Annotated in this window: 15 protein-coding genes; 12 read left to right on the plus strand and 3 right to left on the minus strand. The window is 71.2% G+C overall.

Annotation, left to right across the window (positions count from 1 at the left end):
* Positions 1-505: 505 nt before the first annotated feature.
* The 3 genes from DI272_RS11980 (at position 506) to DI272_RS11990 (ending at position 3,404) form a co-directional block, all read left to right on the plus strand.
* Positions 506-1,177 (plus strand): DUF6230 family protein, encoded by a 672-nt coding sequence (locus DI272_RS11980; protein WP_109495350.1) that lies wholly within the window; start codon positions 506-508, stop codon positions 1,175-1,177.
* Positions 1,177-1,683, plus strand: coding sequence for a DUF6114 domain-containing protein (locus tag DI272_RS11985; protein WP_258314531.1), 507 nt, complete (start codon positions 1,177-1,179; stop codon positions 1,681-1,683). The genes DI272_RS11980 and DI272_RS11985 overlap by 1 nt, the downstream gene beginning before the upstream one ends.
* Positions 1,684-2,162: 479 nt before the next feature.
* On the plus strand, positions 2,163-3,404 hold the full coding sequence (locus tag DI272_RS11990; protein WP_109495351.1) for a cytochrome P450: 1,242 nt from the start codon (positions 2,163-2,165) through the stop codon (positions 3,402-3,404).
* Positions 3,405-3,413: 9 nt separating this feature from the next.
* On the opposite strand, the gene tatA is transcribed toward DI272_RS11990, so the two are convergent.
* Complete coding sequence (tatA, locus tag DI272_RS11995; protein ID WP_109495352.1) at positions 3,414-3,650, minus strand: Sec-independent protein translocase subunit TatA; 237 nt, start codon at positions 3,648-3,650, stop codon at positions 3,414-3,416.
* 174 nt (positions 3,651-3,824) lie between these two features.
* Here tatA and DI272_RS12000 point away from each other — a divergent pair, with 174 nt between their 5' ends.
* The 6 genes from DI272_RS12000 (at position 3,825) to DI272_RS12025 (ending at position 10,303) form a co-directional block, all read left to right on the plus strand.
* Positions 3,825-5,339 carry an LCP family protein gene (locus DI272_RS12000; RefSeq protein WP_109495353.1) on the plus strand — a complete coding sequence of 505 codons (1,515 nt, stop codon included), beginning with the start codon at positions 3,825-3,827 and terminating at the stop codon, positions 5,337-5,339.
* Between the two features lie 184 nt (positions 5,340-5,523).
* On the plus strand, positions 5,524-6,552 hold the full coding sequence (locus tag DI272_RS12005; protein ID WP_109495354.1) for a substrate-binding domain-containing protein: 1,029 nt from the start codon (positions 5,524-5,526) through the stop codon (positions 6,550-6,552).
* 63 nt (positions 6,553-6,615) lie between these two features.
* Positions 6,616-8,880 (plus strand): nitrate- and nitrite sensing domain-containing protein, encoded by a 2,265-nt coding sequence (locus DI272_RS12010; RefSeq protein WP_109495355.1) that lies wholly within the window; start codon positions 6,616-6,618, stop codon positions 8,878-8,880.
* A gap of 11 nt (positions 8,881-8,891) precedes the next feature.
* The gene (locus DI272_RS12015) at positions 8,892-9,314 is read left to right on the plus strand and encodes a roadblock/LC7 domain-containing protein (RefSeq protein ID WP_109495356.1); all 423 of its coding nucleotides are present in this window, start codon (positions 8,892-8,894) and stop codon (positions 9,312-9,314) included.
* Position 9,315: 1 nt separating this feature from the next.
* A complete protein-coding gene (locus DI272_RS12020) occupies positions 9,316-9,678 on the plus strand; it encodes a DUF742 domain-containing protein (protein ID WP_109495357.1) in 363 nt (120 codons plus the stop codon).
* Complete coding sequence (locus DI272_RS12025) at positions 9,665-10,303, plus strand: ATP/GTP-binding protein (protein ID WP_109495358.1); 639 nt, start codon at positions 9,665-9,667, stop codon at positions 10,301-10,303. The genes DI272_RS12020 and DI272_RS12025 overlap by 14 nt, the downstream gene beginning before the upstream one ends.
* Here the strand turns inward: DI272_RS12025 and DI272_RS12030 are convergent, their stop codons facing one another.
* A complete protein-coding gene (locus DI272_RS12030; RefSeq protein ID WP_109495359.1) occupies positions 10,304-12,739 on the minus strand; it encodes a VWA domain-containing protein in 2,436 nt (811 codons plus the stop codon). It abuts the gene before it with no gap.
* Between the two features lie 354 nt (positions 12,740-13,093).
* Here DI272_RS12030 and DI272_RS12035 point away from each other — a divergent pair, with 354 nt between their 5' ends.
* Positions 13,094-14,518, plus strand: coding sequence for a glycoside hydrolase family 43 protein (locus tag DI272_RS12035; protein ID WP_109495360.1), 1,425 nt, complete (start codon positions 13,094-13,096; stop codon positions 14,516-14,518).
* A 66-nt stretch (positions 14,519-14,584) separates the two neighbouring features.
* Here the strand turns inward: DI272_RS12035 and DI272_RS12040 are convergent, their stop codons facing one another.
* The gene (locus DI272_RS12040) at positions 14,585-15,550 is read right to left on the minus strand and encodes an ABC transporter substrate-binding protein (RefSeq protein ID WP_109495361.1); all 966 of its coding nucleotides are present in this window, start codon (positions 15,548-15,550) and stop codon (positions 14,585-14,587) included.
* A gap of 292 nt (positions 15,551-15,842) precedes the next feature.
* On the opposite strand from DI272_RS12040, the gene DI272_RS12045 reads away from it, so the two are divergent.
* Complete coding sequence (locus tag DI272_RS12045; protein WP_109495362.1) at positions 15,843-18,224, plus strand: ATP-binding protein; 2,382 nt, start codon at positions 15,843-15,845, stop codon at positions 18,222-18,224.
* Positions 18,221-18,670 (plus strand): roadblock/LC7 domain-containing protein, encoded by a 450-nt coding sequence (locus DI272_RS12050; protein WP_109495363.1) that lies wholly within the window; start codon positions 18,221-18,223, stop codon positions 18,668-18,670. The genes DI272_RS12045 and DI272_RS12050 overlap by 4 nt, the downstream gene beginning before the upstream one ends.
* Positions 18,671-18,674: the final 4 nt, after the last annotated feature.

Here is an 18,674-nt window from a genome sequence, read left to right on the forward strand (position 1 = left end):
CGGCCGGGGATCGTGGGGTGGTCCCCGGCCGAGCCGGGCGGGAGGCGGCACCCCGGCACGGGCCAGGGGGGAAGAGACCGTGCGGGTACCGGCGGGAGGAGCGGGCACAGGTGGTGTGCCCGGAGACGGACAGGACGTCCGGGAGACGCGGCCAGTGCCGCGCAGCGGATCCGGCGCCACGGATCCGGGTCGAGCCAGGCAAGTTGTAGACCTGATGCTCAGTCAACGTCAAGCAGGTGTACGGGAGTTGACGCTATGTCAATAGCGGTGGCTGGGGTCACGGGCCGACTCGACCCACAGGTGAGGCACAACCGACACCCTTTTTCCACAACTCCCTTGACCCTTAAATGTAACCACCGGTAACTTCCTCGGCAGCTACTGCGGAGTACGAGAAAGCCCTTGCATCCGCCGGGAGTTGCGAGGAGTCGCGCGCCGCCTGCGCTGTCCGCGCCAGGACAACGTGCCATTGACGCCAGACCGCACTGTCTATGCCCTGGGAGCACACATGGCCTCGTCTTCGGACGCCACTTCGGCCGCCGACAACACACCAGAGAGCGCGGAAAGCCCTTCCGCGCAGGAGCCCGCCAGACGCGGGCGGGTCCGGGCACGCCGGGCCGCCGTGATGGCCGTGCCGGCCACGCTGGTCGCCGCCACGCTGGCGGTGCTGACCGCGGAGGGCGCGCTGGGCGTGCAGTTCGCGATCTCCGGTATGCCGTTCACGGTCACCGCCAAGGAGCTGAACGGCACCGGCTTCGAGCAGTTCGGCGCCCTGGACAACATGGCGGAGAACAGCCCCAACGCGGGCGACACCGGGGGCCAGGTGCTGGTGGTCACCTCCGCGATCAAGAACGCGACGCTGGACAGCCTCTGCCAGAGCGTCGACCTCGGCGGGACCAACCTGCTCATCACGGCGGGCAGCGGATCGCAGAAGGTCAAGGCGACCGACCTGACCACCGACTCCACCGAGCTGTCCGGTGACGCCGACTTCAACAACATCGAGATCGGCAACGATGCCAGCACGCTCACCAAGGCCGGGGTCAAGGGGCCGATCGGCGTGTTCAGCCAGCAGTCGGACACGGTGCACATCGCCAACCTCCGGCAGACCAACTATGCGACCACGGCCGGGGTGTTCAAGCTTCCGGGCCTGAAGCTCCGTTTCAGCAGCTCGGGTTGCTGATGTCGGACACGGACACCCCGCGTCGGGGAGTGCGGTCGGCCTTCCGCAAGTGGCGGGCCGGCCGTCCGTTCTGGGGCGGGCTGCTGCTCGCCCTGGGCGGGGCGGAGATCCTGCTCACCGAGAAGGCGTCACTGAAGGTCGTCCTGCACATCGGCATGCAGGGCCTGGCCGGCTATCTCCTGCCGGCGCTCATGCTGCTGTTGGGCCTGCTGATCCTGTTCAACCCCACCCAGCGTCTCTTCTACTCGATCACCGGCGTCCTGCTCGCCCTGGGCACCTGGCTGACCTCGAACCTCGGGGGCTTCTTCATCGGCCTCCTGCTCGGCGTCACCGGCAGTTGCCTGGCCTTCGGCTGGCTGCCGGACCAGGAACCGCGGGTGAGCCGCAGGAAGCGGCGCAGGGCGGCACGGGAGGCGAAGGCCGCGACGGGGCTCGGCTCTGTCGGAGGTGTCGGCTCCGGCGTGCCTGTCGGCCCCCTCGGACCGGAGGCCGGGGAACCGGCGTGACGACGAGGGTCCAGGCCGGCGCAGGCCCATGACGGCGAAGGTCCGGGCCGGCGCAGGCCGGTGACGGCGAAGGCCCAGACCGGCGCACGCCCGTGACGGGGAAGGTCCGGGCCGGCGCAGGCCGGTGACGGCGAGGGCCGGTGAGCCGTGGGGACAGAGCGGCGGCAGGAAAGCACCGCCGCCGAGCCGTGTCGGCCCCGTCCGGCTCGGCGGACACACCGGACCCGCCTGGCCCCGCGAGCCCGCCCGTGCACACCTGCCCGCCCTCGGGGTCCCGTCCTCCCCACCACCCCACCCCCCTGCGCCTTCGACCACCCGCCCGTTTCCGGCCAGAGCCCTCGTGCACCCTCGCGCACCCCGCGCCCGTCCCCCTAGCGTGGCCGTGACGCACCGCAGCCCGGGCCGGCCGGGGTGGCCGTGTCGTGCCGTCCGGAGACCCCGAGCCGGGGCCCGGGAGCCCACGGGACAGGGGGAGTTCGATGGAGTTCAAGGACCCGGTCGTGATCGACCCGACCGGTCGTGACATCCACGGCGAGGCCGCGCGGATACGGGAACGTGGCCCCGTCACCCCGGTCGAACTGCCCCACGGGGTACCGGCCTGGGCGATCAGCAGCCCCGCGCTGCTGCGCCGGCTGCTCGCCGATCCGAGGGTGTCGAAGGACCCGCGGCAGCACTGGCCGCGCTGGATCGAGGGCGGCATCACGCCGGACTGGCCGCTGTTCACCTGGGTCGCCGTGCAGAACATGTTCACGGCCTACGGCAACGACCACAGGCGGCTGCGGAACCTCGTCGCGAAGGTGTTCACCGCCCGCCGTACCGCCGCCCTGCGACCGCGTGTCGAAGCCATCGCCGATGCCTTGCTGGACCGCGTCGCCGAGGCCGGCGAGGGCGGCCGAGTCGTCGACCTGCGCAAGGAGTTCTGCTACCCGCTGCCCATCCAGGTCATCGGCGAGCTGCTCGGGCTGCCGGAGGAGCAGGGGCCGGAGCTGCGGGCCGTGGTGGACGGCGTCTTCCACACCTCCGCCGACCCCGCCGAAGTGGCCGACATCTACGCCAGGTTCTACGCCGCCATGCATCAACTCGTCGCGACGAAGAGGGCGTTGCCGGGCGACGACCTCACCTCCGCGCTGATCGCGGCCCATGACGACGACGGCTCCCGCCTCAGCGAGCAGGAGCTGCTCGACACCCTGGTCCTCATGATCAGCGCCGGGCACGAGACCACGGTGAACCTGCTCGACAACGCGGTCCACGCCCTGCTCACCCACCCCGCCCAGCTCGCCCTGGTGCGCGGCGGGCAGGCGTCCTGGGACGACGTGATCGAGGAGACCCTGCGTGCCGAGGCACCGGTGGCGAGCCTGCCGCTGCGGTACGCCGTGACCGACCTGGAGCTGGGTGAGCTGGGCGGCCCCGAGGGCGCCGTGATCCACGCGGGCGAGGCGATCCTCGCCGCGTACGCCGCCGCCGGGCGCGACCCGGAGCATCACGGCGAGGACGCGGACGTCTTCGACGTCACCCGGGCCGACAAGGACCATCTCGCCTTCGGGTACGGCGCCCATCACTGCCTGGGCGCCCCGCTGGGTCGCCTGGAGGCGCGCGTGGCGCTGCCCGCCCTCTTCGGCCGCTTCCCGGACCTCACGCTCGCCGTGCCGCCCGCGGGCCTCGAACCGGTGGACTCGTTCATCTCGCACGGGCACGTCCGGCTGCCGGTCCGCCTGAGCTGACCGGCCGCCTCACCCCGCGGCGGCGGGGGGCTCCACCGGGGTCTGCGGTACCGCTTCCGCCGCGGTCGGCGTCACCGACGTCGTCGCCGCGGGGTCGTCCTTCATCGCCTGCGCCTCGCTCTTGAGGATGCGCATGGACCTGCCGAGCGCCCGCGCGGTGTCGGGCAGCTTCTTCGAGCCGAACAGCACGATCACGACGATCGCCACTATCAGCAGGTGCCAGGGTTCCAGTCCGTTGCGGAGCACGGCTGCGGCCTCCCATTTCCGGTCGCCCCGGAGTCGCCTGAGTTCTCTCAACTCACTCTTACGTCGGTCGCGCACACTGGCGTCGGCCGCCCGTCGGATGACGGTTGCTGTCGTACGCAACTGTACAACCGGGACTTAGGCGACAAATCCCATCAATGTGCAAAAAGGGCGCGGATGACGATCACCAGTGCGGGGAGGCCGGCACCCCCGCGGCACCGGCAGGAAGGGTCCGGCGGTCGCCGCCGGACGGGCCGTCGCCGGGGCCACCGGATACGCGTGGCGCTCGCCGTCTGCCTCTCGCTGCTGGTCCTCGCGACCGCCGGCGCGGGCTGGCTCTACCTGAAACTGGACGGGAACATCAGCACCTTCGACTCGGGCGGGGTCTCCGACGACCGGCCCCGGGCCGGTTCCTCACGGGGCGAGAACATCCTGCTCATCGGCTCCGACGCACGCACCGGCGGCAACGCGGCCCTCGGCGGCGGCGACAAGGACGACATAGGGCGCTCCGACACCACGCTCCTGCTGCACGTCTACGCCGACCACCGGCACGCGCTCGCGGTCTCCATCCCGCGCGACACCCTGGTCACCGTCCCGCCCTGCAAACTGCCCGACGGCAGCTGGACCAGGACGCAGACCGACACGATGTTCAACGCGGCGTACTCGGTGGGCGAGACCGCCAAGGGCAACCCGGCCTGCACCCAGAACACCGTCGAGCACCTCACCGGTCTGCGCGTGGACCACACGGTCGTCGTCGACTTCAAGGGCTTCGCCCGGCTCACCGAGGTGGTGGGCGGGGTGCGGGTGTGCGTGCCGCAGGACGTCCACGAGAAGGACCTCGACCCGCACCGGACGACCCCCGGCAGGCTGCTGTTCAAGAAAGGGGTGCAGACCGTCTCCGGGCAGAAGGCGCTGGACTACGTGCGCCTCCGGCACGGCATCGGCGACGGCTCCGACATCGGCCGCATCAAGCGCCAACAGGCTTTCGTGGCAAGCCTGTTGAAGGAAGTGAAGAGCAAGGGCCTCACGCCGTCCCACCTGCTCCCGCTCGCCGACGCGGCCACCGAGTCCCTCACCGTCGACAGCGGGCTCGGCTCCGCCGGCAAGCTCATCTCCTTCGCGATGTCCCTGAAGGACGTCGACCTGCACAACACCAAGTTCGTCACCCTGCCCTGGCGGTACGACGGTTCACGCGTCGCGATCGTCGAACCGGACGCCGACGCCCTGTGGGCGGCCCTGAGGTCCGACCGCACGATCGACGGCAGGAACGCCACGGGCAGGACGAGGACGACGCCGACCGCACCGGCGTCCGCCGCCCCCGTGACGGGCGCCGGCATCGCCGTCGGCGTCTACAACGGCACCACCGTCACCGGTCTCGCCGCCCGCGCCGCCGCCACGCTCACCTCCGACGGCTTCACCGTCACCGGTACGGCGACGGCTGCCGACCAGGACCACACCACCACCCTCGTCGAGTACGGCCCCGGCGAGGAGACCCGGGCCCGCACGGTGGCCGAGGTCTTCCCGGGCGCCGCCCTGGAGTCCGTCACGGGGCCCGGCATCAGTGTCGTCCTGGGACGGTCGTACGCCACCGCGGCCGGCCCCACCACCACCGCGACCGCCGTCCCCAGCCAGGTCGCGGACGGCGCACGCTCCGCGGACGACGACCCGTGCTCGAATCTGACGTACGGCTGAGCCCCGCTGAGACCATCACGATGCGGCACCGAGAAGTCACTACCAGCGGCTGATCACTTGACTACCGGCGGTCACACGCGGTTGGCTCCGGACCAGTGAAGGTTCAACAGGCCGACGCACACCCGCGTTTCGGCCTCACTTCGCGTTCCACCTGCTCGGCCGCACAGTGAGGTGCCGCACCCTCATGATCACCACTTCCCCACCCCAGGCATCTTCCAGATCCGGCGCGTCCGTGCGTGCAGCCGTCGCCACCGCGACCGCCCTTCTGCTGCTGGCCGGCTGCTCCGGTTCTGGTTCCGCTTCCGGTTCCGCTTCCGACCAGGCGCGGCTCGGTGCGGAGGCGGCGAAGGGGGCGATGAAGGTCGCTCTGATCACCCACGGAGGCGAAGGGGACGCCTTCTGGGAGCTGGTGCGCAAGGGGGCGGAGGCGGCAGCCGCGAAGGACGGGGTCGCACTGACCTACGTGAGCGACTCCGACCCGGTGCGGCAGGCGCAGTCGGTGCGGGACGCCATCGGGGACCGGGTGGACGGGATCGCGGTGACGCTGGCCAAGCCGAACGCGATGAAGGCGCCGGTCGCCGAGGCCAGGGCGGCGGGCATCCCCGTCGTCGGGCTCAACTCCGGTATCGACGCCTGGACGTCGCAGGGCCTGTTGCAGTACTTCGGCCAGGACGAGACCGTCGCGGGCGCCGCCGTCGGGGACAGACTCGACGGGCTCAAGGCCAAGCACGCGCTGTGTGTCATCCACGAGCGGGGCAACGTGGCACTGGAGGCGCGCTGCGCCGGGGTGAAGAAGGCGTTCGGCGGCGAGACCGAGAACCTGTACGTGGAGGGCACCGACGCCGAGGCCGTCGACGCCGTCCTCACCGCCCGGCTGCGCCAGGACCCCGGCATCGACGAAGTCGTCACCATGGGCGCGCAGTTCGCGCTGGACGCGGTCGGGTCGGTGAAGGCGGCCGGCAGCAGGGCGCGGGTCGCCACCTTCGATCTCAACAAGGACCTGGTCCAGGCCGTGCGGAACGGGTCCGTGCAGTTCGCGGTGGACCAACAGCCCTATCTCCAGGGCTATCTCGCGGTCGACTCGCTGTGGCTGTACCGGACCAACGGCAACGTCAGCGGCGGGGGTGTGGCACCCGTACTGACCGGCCCCGCGTTCGTGACCCGGAGCAATGTCGCGGCCGTGGCGAAGTTCGCCGCCGCCGGGACCCGCTGAGCGGGCCCCCACTCCGCTCGAACTCCCCACCTCCCCCTCCCTGCTGATCGCCCAAGGACGACCATGTCTGAACGGACGGGCCCCCGGCGCCGGCGCCGCCTCGGCTCCATACGGCTCTCCCTGATCCTCCTGGCGCTGGTGCCCGGCGTCACCCTCGCCGCCATGTGGGGTGTGACGACCACCCAGATGTTCTCCGAGGGCCTCAGGCTGCGCGCGCAGACGGAACTGAGCCGCTCGACCGGCGCCATGGGCACCGAGGCCACGCTCGCGCTCCAGGGCGAACGGGCCCGGTCGGCGGCCTGGTTGGCGCGCGTACCCGGGTCCCGGGCCGCCCTGGACCGGCAGCGCGCCGAGACGGACCGGGCGGTCGCGAAGCTCGTCGGCCGCGCCGAGGAGATCCAGCGGGCCCCCGACCGGGTCGCGGAACGGCTGTACTCGGTGGTGGCCTCGCTGGGCAGCCTGGAGTACTACCGCGACCAGGTGGACGACCCGGCCGACATCCCCGCCGAACAGGTCCTGGACCAGTACACGTCGATCGTCGACGGTCAGATCCACGCCTTCCAGGAGCTCTCCCAGGTCGACGACGGCGACCTCACCTCCCAGGCGGGCCCGCTGGTGGCCCTGGAGCACGCGGCGGAGCTGACCTCGCAGGAGGACGCACAGCTCACGCTCGCCTGGCCGAGCGGACACCTCGACGAGCAGGCCCGGACGCAGTTCGTCCAGCTGGTCAACACGCGCCGCTGGCTGGTCAAGGACCAGATCCTGCCCGCACTGACCGGCGACACGAAAACGGAGACCGAACGAATCCTGGCGAGCGAGGAGTGGCAGACCCTGCTGTCCGTCGAGGACCAGGTGCTCGCCGCCCGCCCCACCGACGGCACCGGCCGGGTCGCGCTGCCCGACCTGCGGAAACAGTGGACGGCCGCGCTGGACAAGGTCTCCGCCCGCTACGCGGTCCTCATCCGGCAGCAGACCTCGGGGCTGCTCACCCGCAGCGCCGACAAGGCCGACGGCCTGCTGCTGACGGCGGCCTCGCTCAGCGCCGGCGGGCTGGTCGCCCTGCTGCTGTGTGTGGGCATGTCCTGGCGGATCACCCGCTCCCTGTCCCGGCGGCTGCGCGGCCTCAGGGTCGCCACCCTGAGTCTCGCCCAGGAGCGGCTGCCCGACGTGGTCGCCCGCCTCGACCGGGGCGAGAAGGTCGACGTGGACCGGGCGGCACCCGAGCTGGACTACGGCTCCGACGAACTCGGCGCGGTGGCAAGGGCGTTCAACACCGCGCAGCGCACGGCAGTGGAGACCGCCGTCGAACTCGCCGACACCCGGCGCGGCTTCCAGAAGGTCATCCTCGGCATCGCGCGGCAGAGCCAGAACCTGGTCAACCTCCAGCTGAGCCGCCTCGACACTCTCGAACGCCGCCACCAGGACCCCGACGTCCTCGCGGGCCTGTACGAACTCGACTCGACCGCCAGCCAGTTGCGGCGGTACGAGGAGAATCTCGTCATCATCAGCGGCGGGCAGCCCCGGCGCAGCTGGACCGAGCCGGTCGCGCTCGTCGACATCCTGCGCAGTGCGGTCGGAGAGGTCGCCGAGTACCAGCGGGTGGAGGTGCACACCGACGAGGAGCTGTCCCTGGCCCCGCCCGCCGTGGCCGACGTGATCCACCTGCTGGCCGAACTCATCGAGAACGCCACGCTGTACTCCCCCGCGCCCAGCCCGGTCGGGGTGCGGGCGGCGCTCGTCGCCAAGGGCCTGGCCGTCGAGATCGAGGACCGGGGTCTCGGTATGCCGGAGGAGGACTACGCCTCGTTCAACGCCCAGTTGGCCGAGGACCCCAAGTTCGACGTGGTGGCCCTCGCCGACGACCTCAGGCTCGGCATGTTCGTGGTCGCCAAGCTCGCCGACCGGCACGGCATCACGGTGACGCTGCGCTCGTCGCCGTACGGGGGGACCACGGCGATCGTGCTGGTTCCGCACGAGATCCTGGTCCGGGAGGAGGACGCCGAGCCCGCGGAGGCCGTGGACGCGGAGCCCCGTACGACGCTTCCGCCCCCGGAGCCCCGTACGGCCCTTCCGCCGAAGGAGCCGCGTGAACCGGCGCCCACGGAGGCCCCCGTGGCCGGGCTCTCCCCGCTCCCCCGGCGCGTCCCCCAGACCAGCCTGGCCGTGGAGCTCCGCGAGGAGGCGCCGCCCGTCGCGGACGACGACCCCGACGGCTTCACGGCGGAGCACGCGGCCTCCTCGCTCGCCGGGTTCCAGCGCGGCACGCTCCGAGCCCGGGACGCGGTCGAATCCGCTCCCACCCCCGCTTCGCACACCGACCGCTCATGAAGGACAACGCCATGACACACCCCACCCCCGCCACGCACACCGCGCTGGACCAGTTGCTCACCGGGCTCGTCGACCGGGTCGCGGACGTGACCCAGGCCGTGGTGCTCTCCGAGGACGGGCTGGTGGTCAGCAAGTCCACCGGGTTCCTGCGCGACGACGCCGAGCGGCTCGCGGCGACCGCGTCCGGGCTGATGAGCCTCAGCAAGGGCGTCAGCATGGACTTCCGGGGCGGGCCGGTGCGGCAGGCGCTCATCGAGATGGCCAACAGTTTCCTGATACTGACCTCGGCCGGTCCCGGCGCCCACCTCGTCGTGCTCACCGGGCCGAACGCGGACGTCGGCGTGGTGGCGTACCAGATGAACATGCTGGTGAAGAAGATCGGCGAGCACCTCAGCGCGGCCCCACGGACCGGCCTCGGACCCACCGGCGCGTGAGGTGAGCGAAAGCGACGCGGCGGCGGGCCGGCTGGTACGGCCCTTCGCCCTGACCGGCGGGAGGACCCGGCCCAGCCGCGCCTGCTTCACCCTCATCGCCACGGTGACCGCGGTGGACCCGCCGCCGGAGCGGGCGCCCCGGCCGCAGCCCGAGCAGGCCCGCATCCTGCGCCGGTGCGCCCGCCCGGTCGCGGTCGCGGAGCTGGCCGCGCTGCTGGACCTGCCGGTGAGCGTGGTCGTGATCATGCTCTGCGATCTGCTGGAGGCGGGCCTGGTCACCGTCCACCCGCCGCATCCCGTCACCGACCGCACCCTGGACCTGGACCTCTTGCAGAAAGTGAGGGACGGCCTTGGCCGGCTCTGAGGCACCCGTCGTCGAGACCCCTGTCGCGCCGGACACCGTGAAGATACTGATCGCCGGGGGGTTCGGCGTCGGCAAGACGACGATGGTCGGGTCGGTGAGCGAGATCGTGCCGCTGCGGACCGAGGAACCGCTGACCGTGGCCGGGCTCGGTGTCGACGACCTGGCGGGTATCGAGCTCAAGAAGGCGACCACCGTCGCCCTGGACTTCGGCCGGATCACGATCAACGACCGGCTCGTCCTCTATCTGTTCGGCACCCCGGGACAGCAGCGGTTCTGGTTCATGTGGAACGACCTGGCGGTGGGCGCCCTCGGCGCGGTGGTCCTCGTCGACGTGCGCCGCCCGGAGGCCAGCTTCGCCGCCGTCGACTTCTTCGAGCGCCGGAACATCCCCTTCGTGGTCGGCGTCAACGGCTTCGACGGCCGGCACCCGTACCCGCCGGACGTGATCCGGGACGCCCTCGCGCTGCCGGAGGGCGTCCCGGTGGTGCTGTGCGACGCGCGGGAGCGGGAGTCCTCGCGGGACGTGCTGATCGCCCTGCTGGACCTGCTGATCGCGGCGGCGGTGCAGGGCCCCGCGCACCCGGAGCTGCCCGGCGGCCGTGACGGAGCCGCCGGGCCGCGGTGATCAGCGGCGGCGCAGCCGCCACGTGGTCAGCAGGACGCCGCCCGCGAGCAGCAGCAACGCGCCGAGCGTGTACGGCAGGACGGTGTGGCCGGAGTCGGCGAGCGAGTCGCCCCCGTGGCCCGGGTGCCCGCCGCCCGGGTGCCCGCCGCCGGGGTGCTCACCGGGCGTCGTCTCACTGGGCGTAGGGGTCGGGGTTGGGGTCGGGGTCGGCGTCGGCTCCGGGGTCGTCGCCCGCTCGGTGTTGGTGACCGTGCAGGTGAGGGCGGTCCCGGCCACCACGTCCACCGTGTCGTCGCGTACCTCGACGGCGTCGCCGTCGCTGTCGGCGCAGGCCCAGTCGGAGGCGTCGTAGCCCTCGGGGCCGTCGGACTCGGCCAGGGCGTAGGAGCCCGCGGTCACCACGGCGTCGGTGACCGTGTCCGCGCCGGACGTCCCCGACAGGCCGGTGGGACCGTCGGCGGTGAGGGTCCAGTCGGCCGGTTCGGCGGTTCCGCCGTGCGCGTTGACGACCTTCTTCACCAGGGTCAGCTGGGCCTTGCAGGTGACGGTGTTGCGGACGGCGAAGGTGTTGTGTTCGCGGGTGAGTTCGACGGTGTGGGGCAGCGTGTGATCCACGCTGCCGCCGTTGGCGGAGATCAGCCGGGCGTCCTCCAGGACACATCCTTCGGGCAGCTCGACGGTCTCGTCGACGGTCGTGGAGTCGCCCACGGTGTAGCCCTCTCGGACCGCGCCCCAGTCCTGGTCGGTGGGCGTGGCGGTGTCGGGGCCGGTCAGGGTGAGGCCGGCCGAGAGCCCCTCCGGGCGGTCCTGGTGGGCGTATGCGACGCCGTCGACGAGCCAGGTCTTGTCCACCCGGACGTCGGCGGTGCGGGCGGGCCGGTTGTAGACGACGCAGCTGATCGCGGAGCTGCGCGGCACGTCCACGGTGAAGCCGGTCGGGCCGGAGTTGGTGACCGGCACCGCCGATCCGTCGTCGAGGTCGGTGCACACCGCGTTCTTGCCGCCCTGGGTGACCAGGGTGTGGTCGGGGCGCTGGGTCTCCGCCACGGTGACGTCGGCGCCGGTGACGTCGGCGGGGTAGGTCGGCTGGAAGGCCACGGCGCCGGTGCCGTCGTCGGTGGTGGTGCGGGAGTCGGGCAGGGCGCCGATGCCGGAGGTGGTGGTGGAGGCGTCGAACTGCCAGCCCGCGCCCGCGTTCTCGGCGCCGGTGACGTCTTCGCCGGTGTTGGCCGCGGGCACGATCTGCTTGACGACCGACAGGGTGCCGTCGCAGTGGGTCAGCGCGATGTCGTGCAGGGCGGTGCCGGCCTCGGCGAAGTCGTCGGTCTGGTAGTAGTCCGCGGTCACCGGGTTGGTGGTGTCGAAGGCCTCGGTGCCGGAGATGGCCCGCAGATTGAGCCCGGAGTCGCCCTGCACACCGCTGCCGACGCCGACCGCGACGACCCGGGAGCCCTCCTTCTTGACGGCGTTGGCCGCGAAGATGCCGCCCTCGGTGTCGGCGAAGTGGGTCTGGCTGCCGTTGCCCTGGTAGGGCTTGCCCCAGCGGGTGGGGTTGCCGTCGGTGAGGACGACCACCAGGTCGTAGTCGGGGTCGGCCTCGGCGACCGCGTTGAGCGCCTGGTCCCAGTTGGTGCCGGAGCCGAGGCCCCAGTCGGCGTACTGCTCCTTGAACGCCGTGCCGCCGGCGGCGGTGGAGACCGACATCAGCTCGGGGTGGTTGGCCGTGCCGGTGCTGGGCGAGTTCCGGTCGAAGGAGAACAGCGCGAGCCGCGAGGGGGTGCCGGTGAGGGCGTCGGTGAACTTGTTCGCCGCCGCCTTGAGGCTGTCCAGCGCGCTGCCCACGGAGGCGGACAGGTCCAGCACCAGGGCCACGTCCAGCCCGCAGTTCGCCGGCAGTTCGGGGTTGACCCGGGAGTTCTGCCAGGTGCCCGCGGAGGCGAGGTAGGGGCTCACCCCGTAGGCCGTGCTGTACATGAAGTCACGGGTGGAGGAGTAGGTCCGGCCGTCCGCCAGCGCGGGGGTCCGGAACTGGTACGTCGAGGGGTACGACACCGAGCCGCTGCCGTTGCCGGTGCGCAGCTTCGGGTTGGTGTACCAGCCGGACGGCACTCCGTCCTCGACCTGGCGGACCCAGAAGCGGGCCCCTTCGTTGGCGCCGCCGCTCCCGGTGCCGGGAACGGTGAAGTTGCAGTCGCCGTCCGCGTCGGAGGTGCATCGGGCCCAGTCGCCGGAGACCGGCGTGGTGTCGCTCTCGTCGGCGTAGAGGGCGAGCCGGACGCCGGCCAGCGGGACGACGCCCAGGCCGCCGGTGCGGTCGCCGCCGGTCCTGACGGTGACCACGGAGGAACCGGCGGTGGCGTCAGGCACGTCGGCGTGGGCGGCCGGGGCCGGAAGGGGGGCCAGCAGGAGGGCGGTGAGCCCTGCACTGGCGGCCACCGCCGGTCCGGGCCGAAGGCGTGTGTGACGCCGCATGGGCGACCTCCCGAAGTCGTGGACTCCGGGTAATTTATCCAGACAAACCACCCATTCCATGACAATCGCCCTGTGTGTTCGTCACCCCACCCCCGGGTGCGCCGTGGCACACGCTCTCGGCGTCGCGGTGCGGGGCGGCGACCTGCTCCCAGCGGGCCTCGTCGCGCACCCCCAGCAGGGCGAGCCGCACAGGAAACAGGCGGGTTTCCGCCAAGCGTGACACGCCGATTGACGGGCCTCAGCCGCCCCTCTACTTTCCATTCGCATCATCGAACCTTGTTCGAAATATCGACACGATGTCGACCTCCAGGAGAGCTCATGCCCGCAGAGCCGCCCCCCGCTCCCGCCCCCTCCACCCCCTCCGCCCCCCACCTCTCCCGCCGTCGCCTCCTCGGCATGGCCGCGGCCGCGCCGCTCGCCGCGACCGGGGCACTGGCGCTCGGCGCCGGAACCGCGCACGCCGCCGACTCGGCGTACGTGATGGGGTACTTCACCGAGTCCCCGGACATGCTGGCCGCCGACTACGGTCTGCACCTGGCCGTCAGCACCGACGGTCTGCAATGGACCCCGCTGAACCAGAACGCTCCCGTCGCCACCCCGACCGCGGGCTCCGGCGGGCTGCGCGACCCCTTCATCCTGCGCAAGCAGGACGGCACCTTCGTGGTCCTGGCCACCGACCTGTACGGCACCGACTGGACGTACGTCAGCCAGTACATCCACGTCTGGGACTCCACCGACCTGCGCACCTTCACCGGCTACCGGCGGATGAAGCTCCACGACATGAACACCCACAGCTGGGCACCGGAGGCGTTCTGGGACGCGGGCCGGGGCCAGTACGCGGTCATCTACTCGGCCGTCAACTCCAGCGGCCACAACGTGATCATGGTGAACTACACCAGCGACTTCGTGACCGCGGGCAGCCCCCAGGTCTTCTTCGACCCCGGCTACGACGTCATCGACGGCGACATGGCGGTCGGCGTGGGCGGCTGGAACTACCTGTACTTCAAGAAGAACTCGACGCTCGTCGGCGCCCGCTCCACCTCACTGGACCCGGGCAGCTTCACCGAGTTCAGCACGGCGGTCTCGCACGGCGGCACCGAGGCGCCGACCCTGGTCAAGTCACTGACCTCCAGCACCACTTGGTACCTCTGGGGTGACACCTGGTCCCCGAACGGCGTCTTCTACGCCTGGCAGACCAGCAGTCTGGCCGCCGGCACCTGGACCGCCCTCGACCAGAAGACCTACACCCAGCCGCTCAACTCCAAGCACCTGACCATCCACCCGATCACCTCGGCCGAGTACGGCAACCTGATCGCCAAGTGGGGCACGCCCACCTGGAACCGGCTCAAGTCCTACAACTACCCGGACCGTTACGTCCGGCACTCCGACTACGTCGGCCGGATCGACGCCTACGCCTTCGACCCGTACCCCGACTCCCAGTGGAAGCTGGTCCCGGGCCTCGCCGACTCCTCCGGGGTGTCCTTCCAGTCGGTGAACTATCCGTCCCGCTATCTGCGGCACTACAACTACGCGCTCCGACTGGACGCGAACGACGGCACGTCGACGTTCGCCGCGGACGCGACGTTCTACCGGACCGCCGGCCTCGCGAACTCCGCGTGGGCGTCGTTCCGTTCGTACAACAACCCGACCCGCTACATCCGGCACTCCAACTACCTGCTGCGCATCGACCCGATCTCCACCAGCACCGAGCAGCAGGACGCGACGTTCTACGTCGGGTACTAGGCATCCGGGCAGCAGAACGGCCGCTGACGCGAGGTGGTCTCCCGTCAGCGGCCGGTCGTCACCGCGTCAGGACGCCAGGCCGGCCGTCTTCAGCCACGCCTTCGCGACGTCCAGCGGGTCCTTGTTGTCCAGCTGCACCTGGGAGTCCAGGTCGAGGAGCGTCTTGGTGTCCAGCTTCGCCGAGACCGCGTTGAGCGCGTCCACGCCCTCCTGGGAGAGGCCGCTCTTGTAGACCAGCGGGGTCACGTTGGCGAACCCGAAGAGGTTCTCCGGGTCCTGGAGGACCACGAACTTGTTCTTGGTGATGTTCGGGTCCGTGGTGAAGACGTCCGCGGCCTGCACGGTGTCCTTCGTCAGCGCCGCCACGGTCAGCGGGCCGCCCGCGTCGAGCGCCTTGAAGGACTTGAACTTCAGGCCGTACACCGACTCCAGGCCCTTCAGGCCCTGCTGCCGGGTCTGGAACTCGGGTGAGCCGCCGATCACCAGGTCGGGAGCGGCGTCCTTGAGGTCCGCGAGGGTGGACTCGCCGGTGAGGCTGTACTTCTTGGCGGTCTCCGCGTTGATGCTGACGGAGTCCTTGTCCTCGGCGGACGACGACTCCAGCAGCGTCAGCTTGCTGTCGAGCTTGGCCTTGACGGCCGCGTTGACCTCGTCGGCCGACTTCTGCTCCGCCTTGGCGTCGAGATACGACAGCAGCGAGCCGTTGTACTCGGGCAGGACGGTGATGGAGCCGTTCTTCAGCAGCCCGTAAGTGACCTCGCGGGAGCCGACGTTGGGCTTGTAGGTGACCTTGATGCCCTTGGCCTTCAGGGCCTCGCCGTAGATGTCGGCGAGCAGGATGCTCTCGGCGAAGTTGTTGGAGCCGACGACGACCGTGTCGCCGCTCGCGGCCTTGCCGCTGTCCTCGGCCAGGGGGTCCGAACCGTCGTCGGAGCCGCATCCCGCGAGCAGGGCCGCCGAGGCGGCGAGCGCGACGGCCATCGCGCCGGGATGCTTCCGAAGGGACCTGCTGCGTGGGGCGTTGGAAGTCACGATTCCCGTTCCGGGCTGTGGGCTGATGAGAGACAGACTTTGGTGCAGGTTGTGGTGCGGGACAAACACGTGCACTGATCCAATCCAGCCAGTTCTTGATCAGTCAAGAGCAGCCTGGTCACCAATTGGCGTCGATATGTTGCCTGTTGTGAACAACAAGTTAATCAACCCGCAAGGCGGCACGCCTGCCCGTAATGGATTCTTGACACGGACGCACATGATCCACATCCCGATGAGGCGGTAGTCTCCGCTTTGTCGGCGAGCGATCAGAATCGGTCAAGAAGGAGGCCTGTTGTCCATACGGGGTTTCACCGACCGCTGGACCTTCAGGCGCAAGCTCAACCTGCTGGTCGGCGTGCCGCTGACCGTGGTCGCGGTGCTGCTCGCCTACCTCATCGCCGACCAGGTCGGCCGGTCCTCGGACGCCTCGGACGCCGCCCGGCTGGTCCGGGACAGCAGCGAGGTCGCGACGCTGGTGGACCGGCTGGAGGCCGAGCACCAGCAGGCGATCCTGCTCTCCGTGCGCCACGAGGCCACCAACGACGGCGGCACCCCCTCGCAGGACCCGTACCGCGACGCGCAGCTCGCGGTGGACCGGCAGGTCGAGACGGTCCGCAGGACCTTCGGCGACCGGCTCCCCGTCGAGGAGGCCCAGGCCCTCAAGGAGATCAACGGCCTGGAGAGTCTGCGCGACACCGTCGAGCAGGGCTATCTCCCCGCCGACAACATCGACCCGGCGTACACCAGCGCCGCCAAGGCCCTCATCGACGGCCTCGGCCTGGACCGCAACGCCGCCCTCGCGGCCACCTTCACCGGCAACCTCCTCGACTCGCTGCTGCGCGCCGACGCCGCCCACAGCGCCTTCGAGACCGGCGTCTTCTCCGCGACGACCGGTGACTCCAACGCGCTCATCGAGTTCATCGGCGCGATCGGCTCCCACGACGAGTACACCCACCAGGCCGACCGCTTCGCCCGGTTCGCCACCGAGGAGCAGGCCGAGCAGCTCGCCGGGATCGAGCACAACAGCGCCCAGGCCGTCATCAACGAGCAGTACGCCGAGCTCCAGATCGACCCCAGCTCGCTGCAGGCCGAGACCCCGGCCGCGATCCGTGAGGCCTTCCGGACGGCCTTCGACTCCTATCCGTCGTACCGCAAGCAGGCCAGTGTCCGGCTCGGCATCACCACCTCGCTCATCGACCGGATCGCCGACCGCGCCGACGCCGCCTCCGCCGACGCCCTGCACAACGCCGTCCTGCTGCTGGCCCTCGCGCTGCTCGGCTTCGTCGTCTGGTTCGCGCTCTCGGTGGCGGTACGGCGCTCCGTGGTCCGCCCGGTGCAGGCCCTGACCGGCGCTGCCCGGCAGGTCGCCGACGTCGCCGGGCGCGAACTGGCCCGGGTGGCCGACGACGACGCCGAGGACGACACCCCGCCGCGGCTCGGCGAGGTGCCGGTCACCGCCCGCGACGAGATCGGCGAGCTCGCCGAGGCCTTCAACCACGTGCAGACCACCGCGGTCGCCCTGCTCCAGCGCCAGGTGCTCAGCCGCCGCAACGTCGCCGAGATGTTCGGCAACGTGGGCCGCCGGGTCAGCAACCTGACCTCCCGTCAGCTGTCGTTGATCGACGCCGTGGAACGCGGCGAGACCGACCCCGAGCTGCTCGAACGCCTCTACAGCATCGACCACATCGCGGTCCGCCTGCGCCGCAACGCCGACAGCCTGATGCTGCTCGCCGGCATCCGCGAGACCGGCCTCGGCTCCGGTCCCGCCGCGCTCACCAACGTCGTACGGGCCGCGCTCGGGCAGATCGAGGGCTTCCGGCGGGTCCGGCTCCAGGCCCGCAGCGAGGTCATGGTCGAGCCGGACGTCATCGGCGACCTGACCCTGATGGTCGCCGAACTCGTCGAGAACGCCGTGTCGTTCTCGCCCGAGGGCAGCCCGGTCGAGGTGACCGTGCAGAACGCGGCCGAGGGCGCGGTGATCGTGGTCGCCGACCACGGCCTGGGCATGAGCGCCGACCGGCTCGCCGAGGAGAACGCCCGCCTGGTGCGCCGCGAACGCCTCGACCTGGTCCCCACCAAGGTGCTCGGTCTGTTCGTGGTCGGCACGCTCGCCCGCCGCTGGGAGATCTCCGTCGTCCTCACCCGCACCGCGGGCGGCGGCGTCACGGCCGAGGTGACCCTGCCGTCCTCGCTGCTGCTGCCGGCGGCCGCCGTGGCAGCGCCGATCGCCACGACACCCGCCGCCGAGCACACCGAGGCCGGCCCGCGGCCCGCCTCCGACGACCCCACGGGGCCGCTGCCGCGCCGGATCCCCCGGCGGGAGGCCGCCGAGAAGTCCGTCGAAGAGGCCGTCGAGGGGGCCGTCGAGGGGGCCGTCCTCATCCCCAGGGCCCGCAGCGGCGAACCGATCGCCGCCGAGACGCCCGGCGCCTCCCGCCCCTTGCGCCGCCGTGTCCGCGGCGCCACCCTCCGCACCACCGACACGGCCGCCCGCCCCGTCGTACGGCAGGAGGCCCGTCCCGCCGACGCGGAAGCCGTCCGCTCGGCCCTCGACGAGTTCGAGGCCGCCGTGGAGCGCGCCCACCGCGACAGCAACAGCGACACGGCGTCCACCCCGTACCCGACCCCCCGCAAGCTGGACCAGAACCACCTCCCGGAAGGAGCGGAGCAGTGAGTGAGCCGACCTCGCCCGAACTGCAGGCCGCCGCAGCCGACTTCACCTGGCTGTTGAATCGTTTCGCGACCGAGACCGCCGGTGTCGTCGACGCCATCGCCGTCTCCTCCGACGGACTGCTGATCGCGGTCTCCGAGCTGCGTGAGCACGCCGACTCCGAACGCCTCGCCGCGATCGTCTCCGGCATCACCAGCCTGGCGGCGGGCGCCTCCGGCAACTACGGTCTCGGCGGCCTCAACAAGGTCATCATCGACCTGGAGGGCGGCCACGTCCTGGTCTCCGCGATCGGCAGCGGCGCCGTCCTCGGCGTGGTCACCGACAAGGAGGCCAAGCTCGGCAACATCGCCTACGAGATGACGGTGTTCGCCAACCGGGCCGGCAGCGCGCTCAGCCCCGAACTGGTGCTCGCGCTGAAGAACAGCGTCGGCTCGCCGACGGCCCTGTAGCCCG

This window comes from Streptomyces sp. Act143 (genome assembly GCF_003143935.1).
In the GTDB taxonomy this organism is placed as follows: Bacteria; Actinomycetota; Actinomycetes; order Streptomycetales; family Streptomycetaceae; genus Streptomyces.

Bases quoted from the DNA above. Each gene is read 5' to 3' on its own strand.
- DI272_RS12005 (WP_109495354.1), top strand. From the start codon at position 5,524: ATGATCACCACTTCCCCACCCCAGGCATCTTCCAGATCCGGCGCGTCC.
- DI272_RS11985 (WP_258314531.1), top strand. From the start codon at position 1,177: ATGTCGGACACGGACACCCCGCGTCGGGGAGTGCGGTCGGCCTTCCGC.
- DI272_RS12000 (WP_109495353.1), top strand. From the start codon at position 3,825: ATGACGATCACCAGTGCGGGGAGGCCGGCACCCCCGCGGCACCGGCAG.
- DI272_RS12015 (WP_109495356.1), top strand. From the start codon at position 8,892: ATGACACACCCCACCCCCGCCACGCACACCGCGCTGGACCAGTTGCTC.
- DI272_RS12010 (WP_109495355.1), top strand. From the start codon at position 6,616: ATGTCTGAACGGACGGGCCCCCGGCGCCGGCGCCGCCTCGGCTCCATA.
- DI272_RS11990 (WP_109495351.1), top strand. From the start codon at position 2,163: ATGGAGTTCAAGGACCCGGTCGTGATCGACCCGACCGGTCGTGACATC.
- DI272_RS12035 (WP_109495360.1), top strand. From the start codon at position 13,094: ATGCCCGCAGAGCCGCCCCCCGCTCCCGCCCCCTCCACCCCCTCCGCC.
- DI272_RS11980 (WP_109495350.1), top strand. From the start codon at position 506: ATGGCCTCGTCTTCGGACGCCACTTCGGCCGCCGACAACACACCAGAG.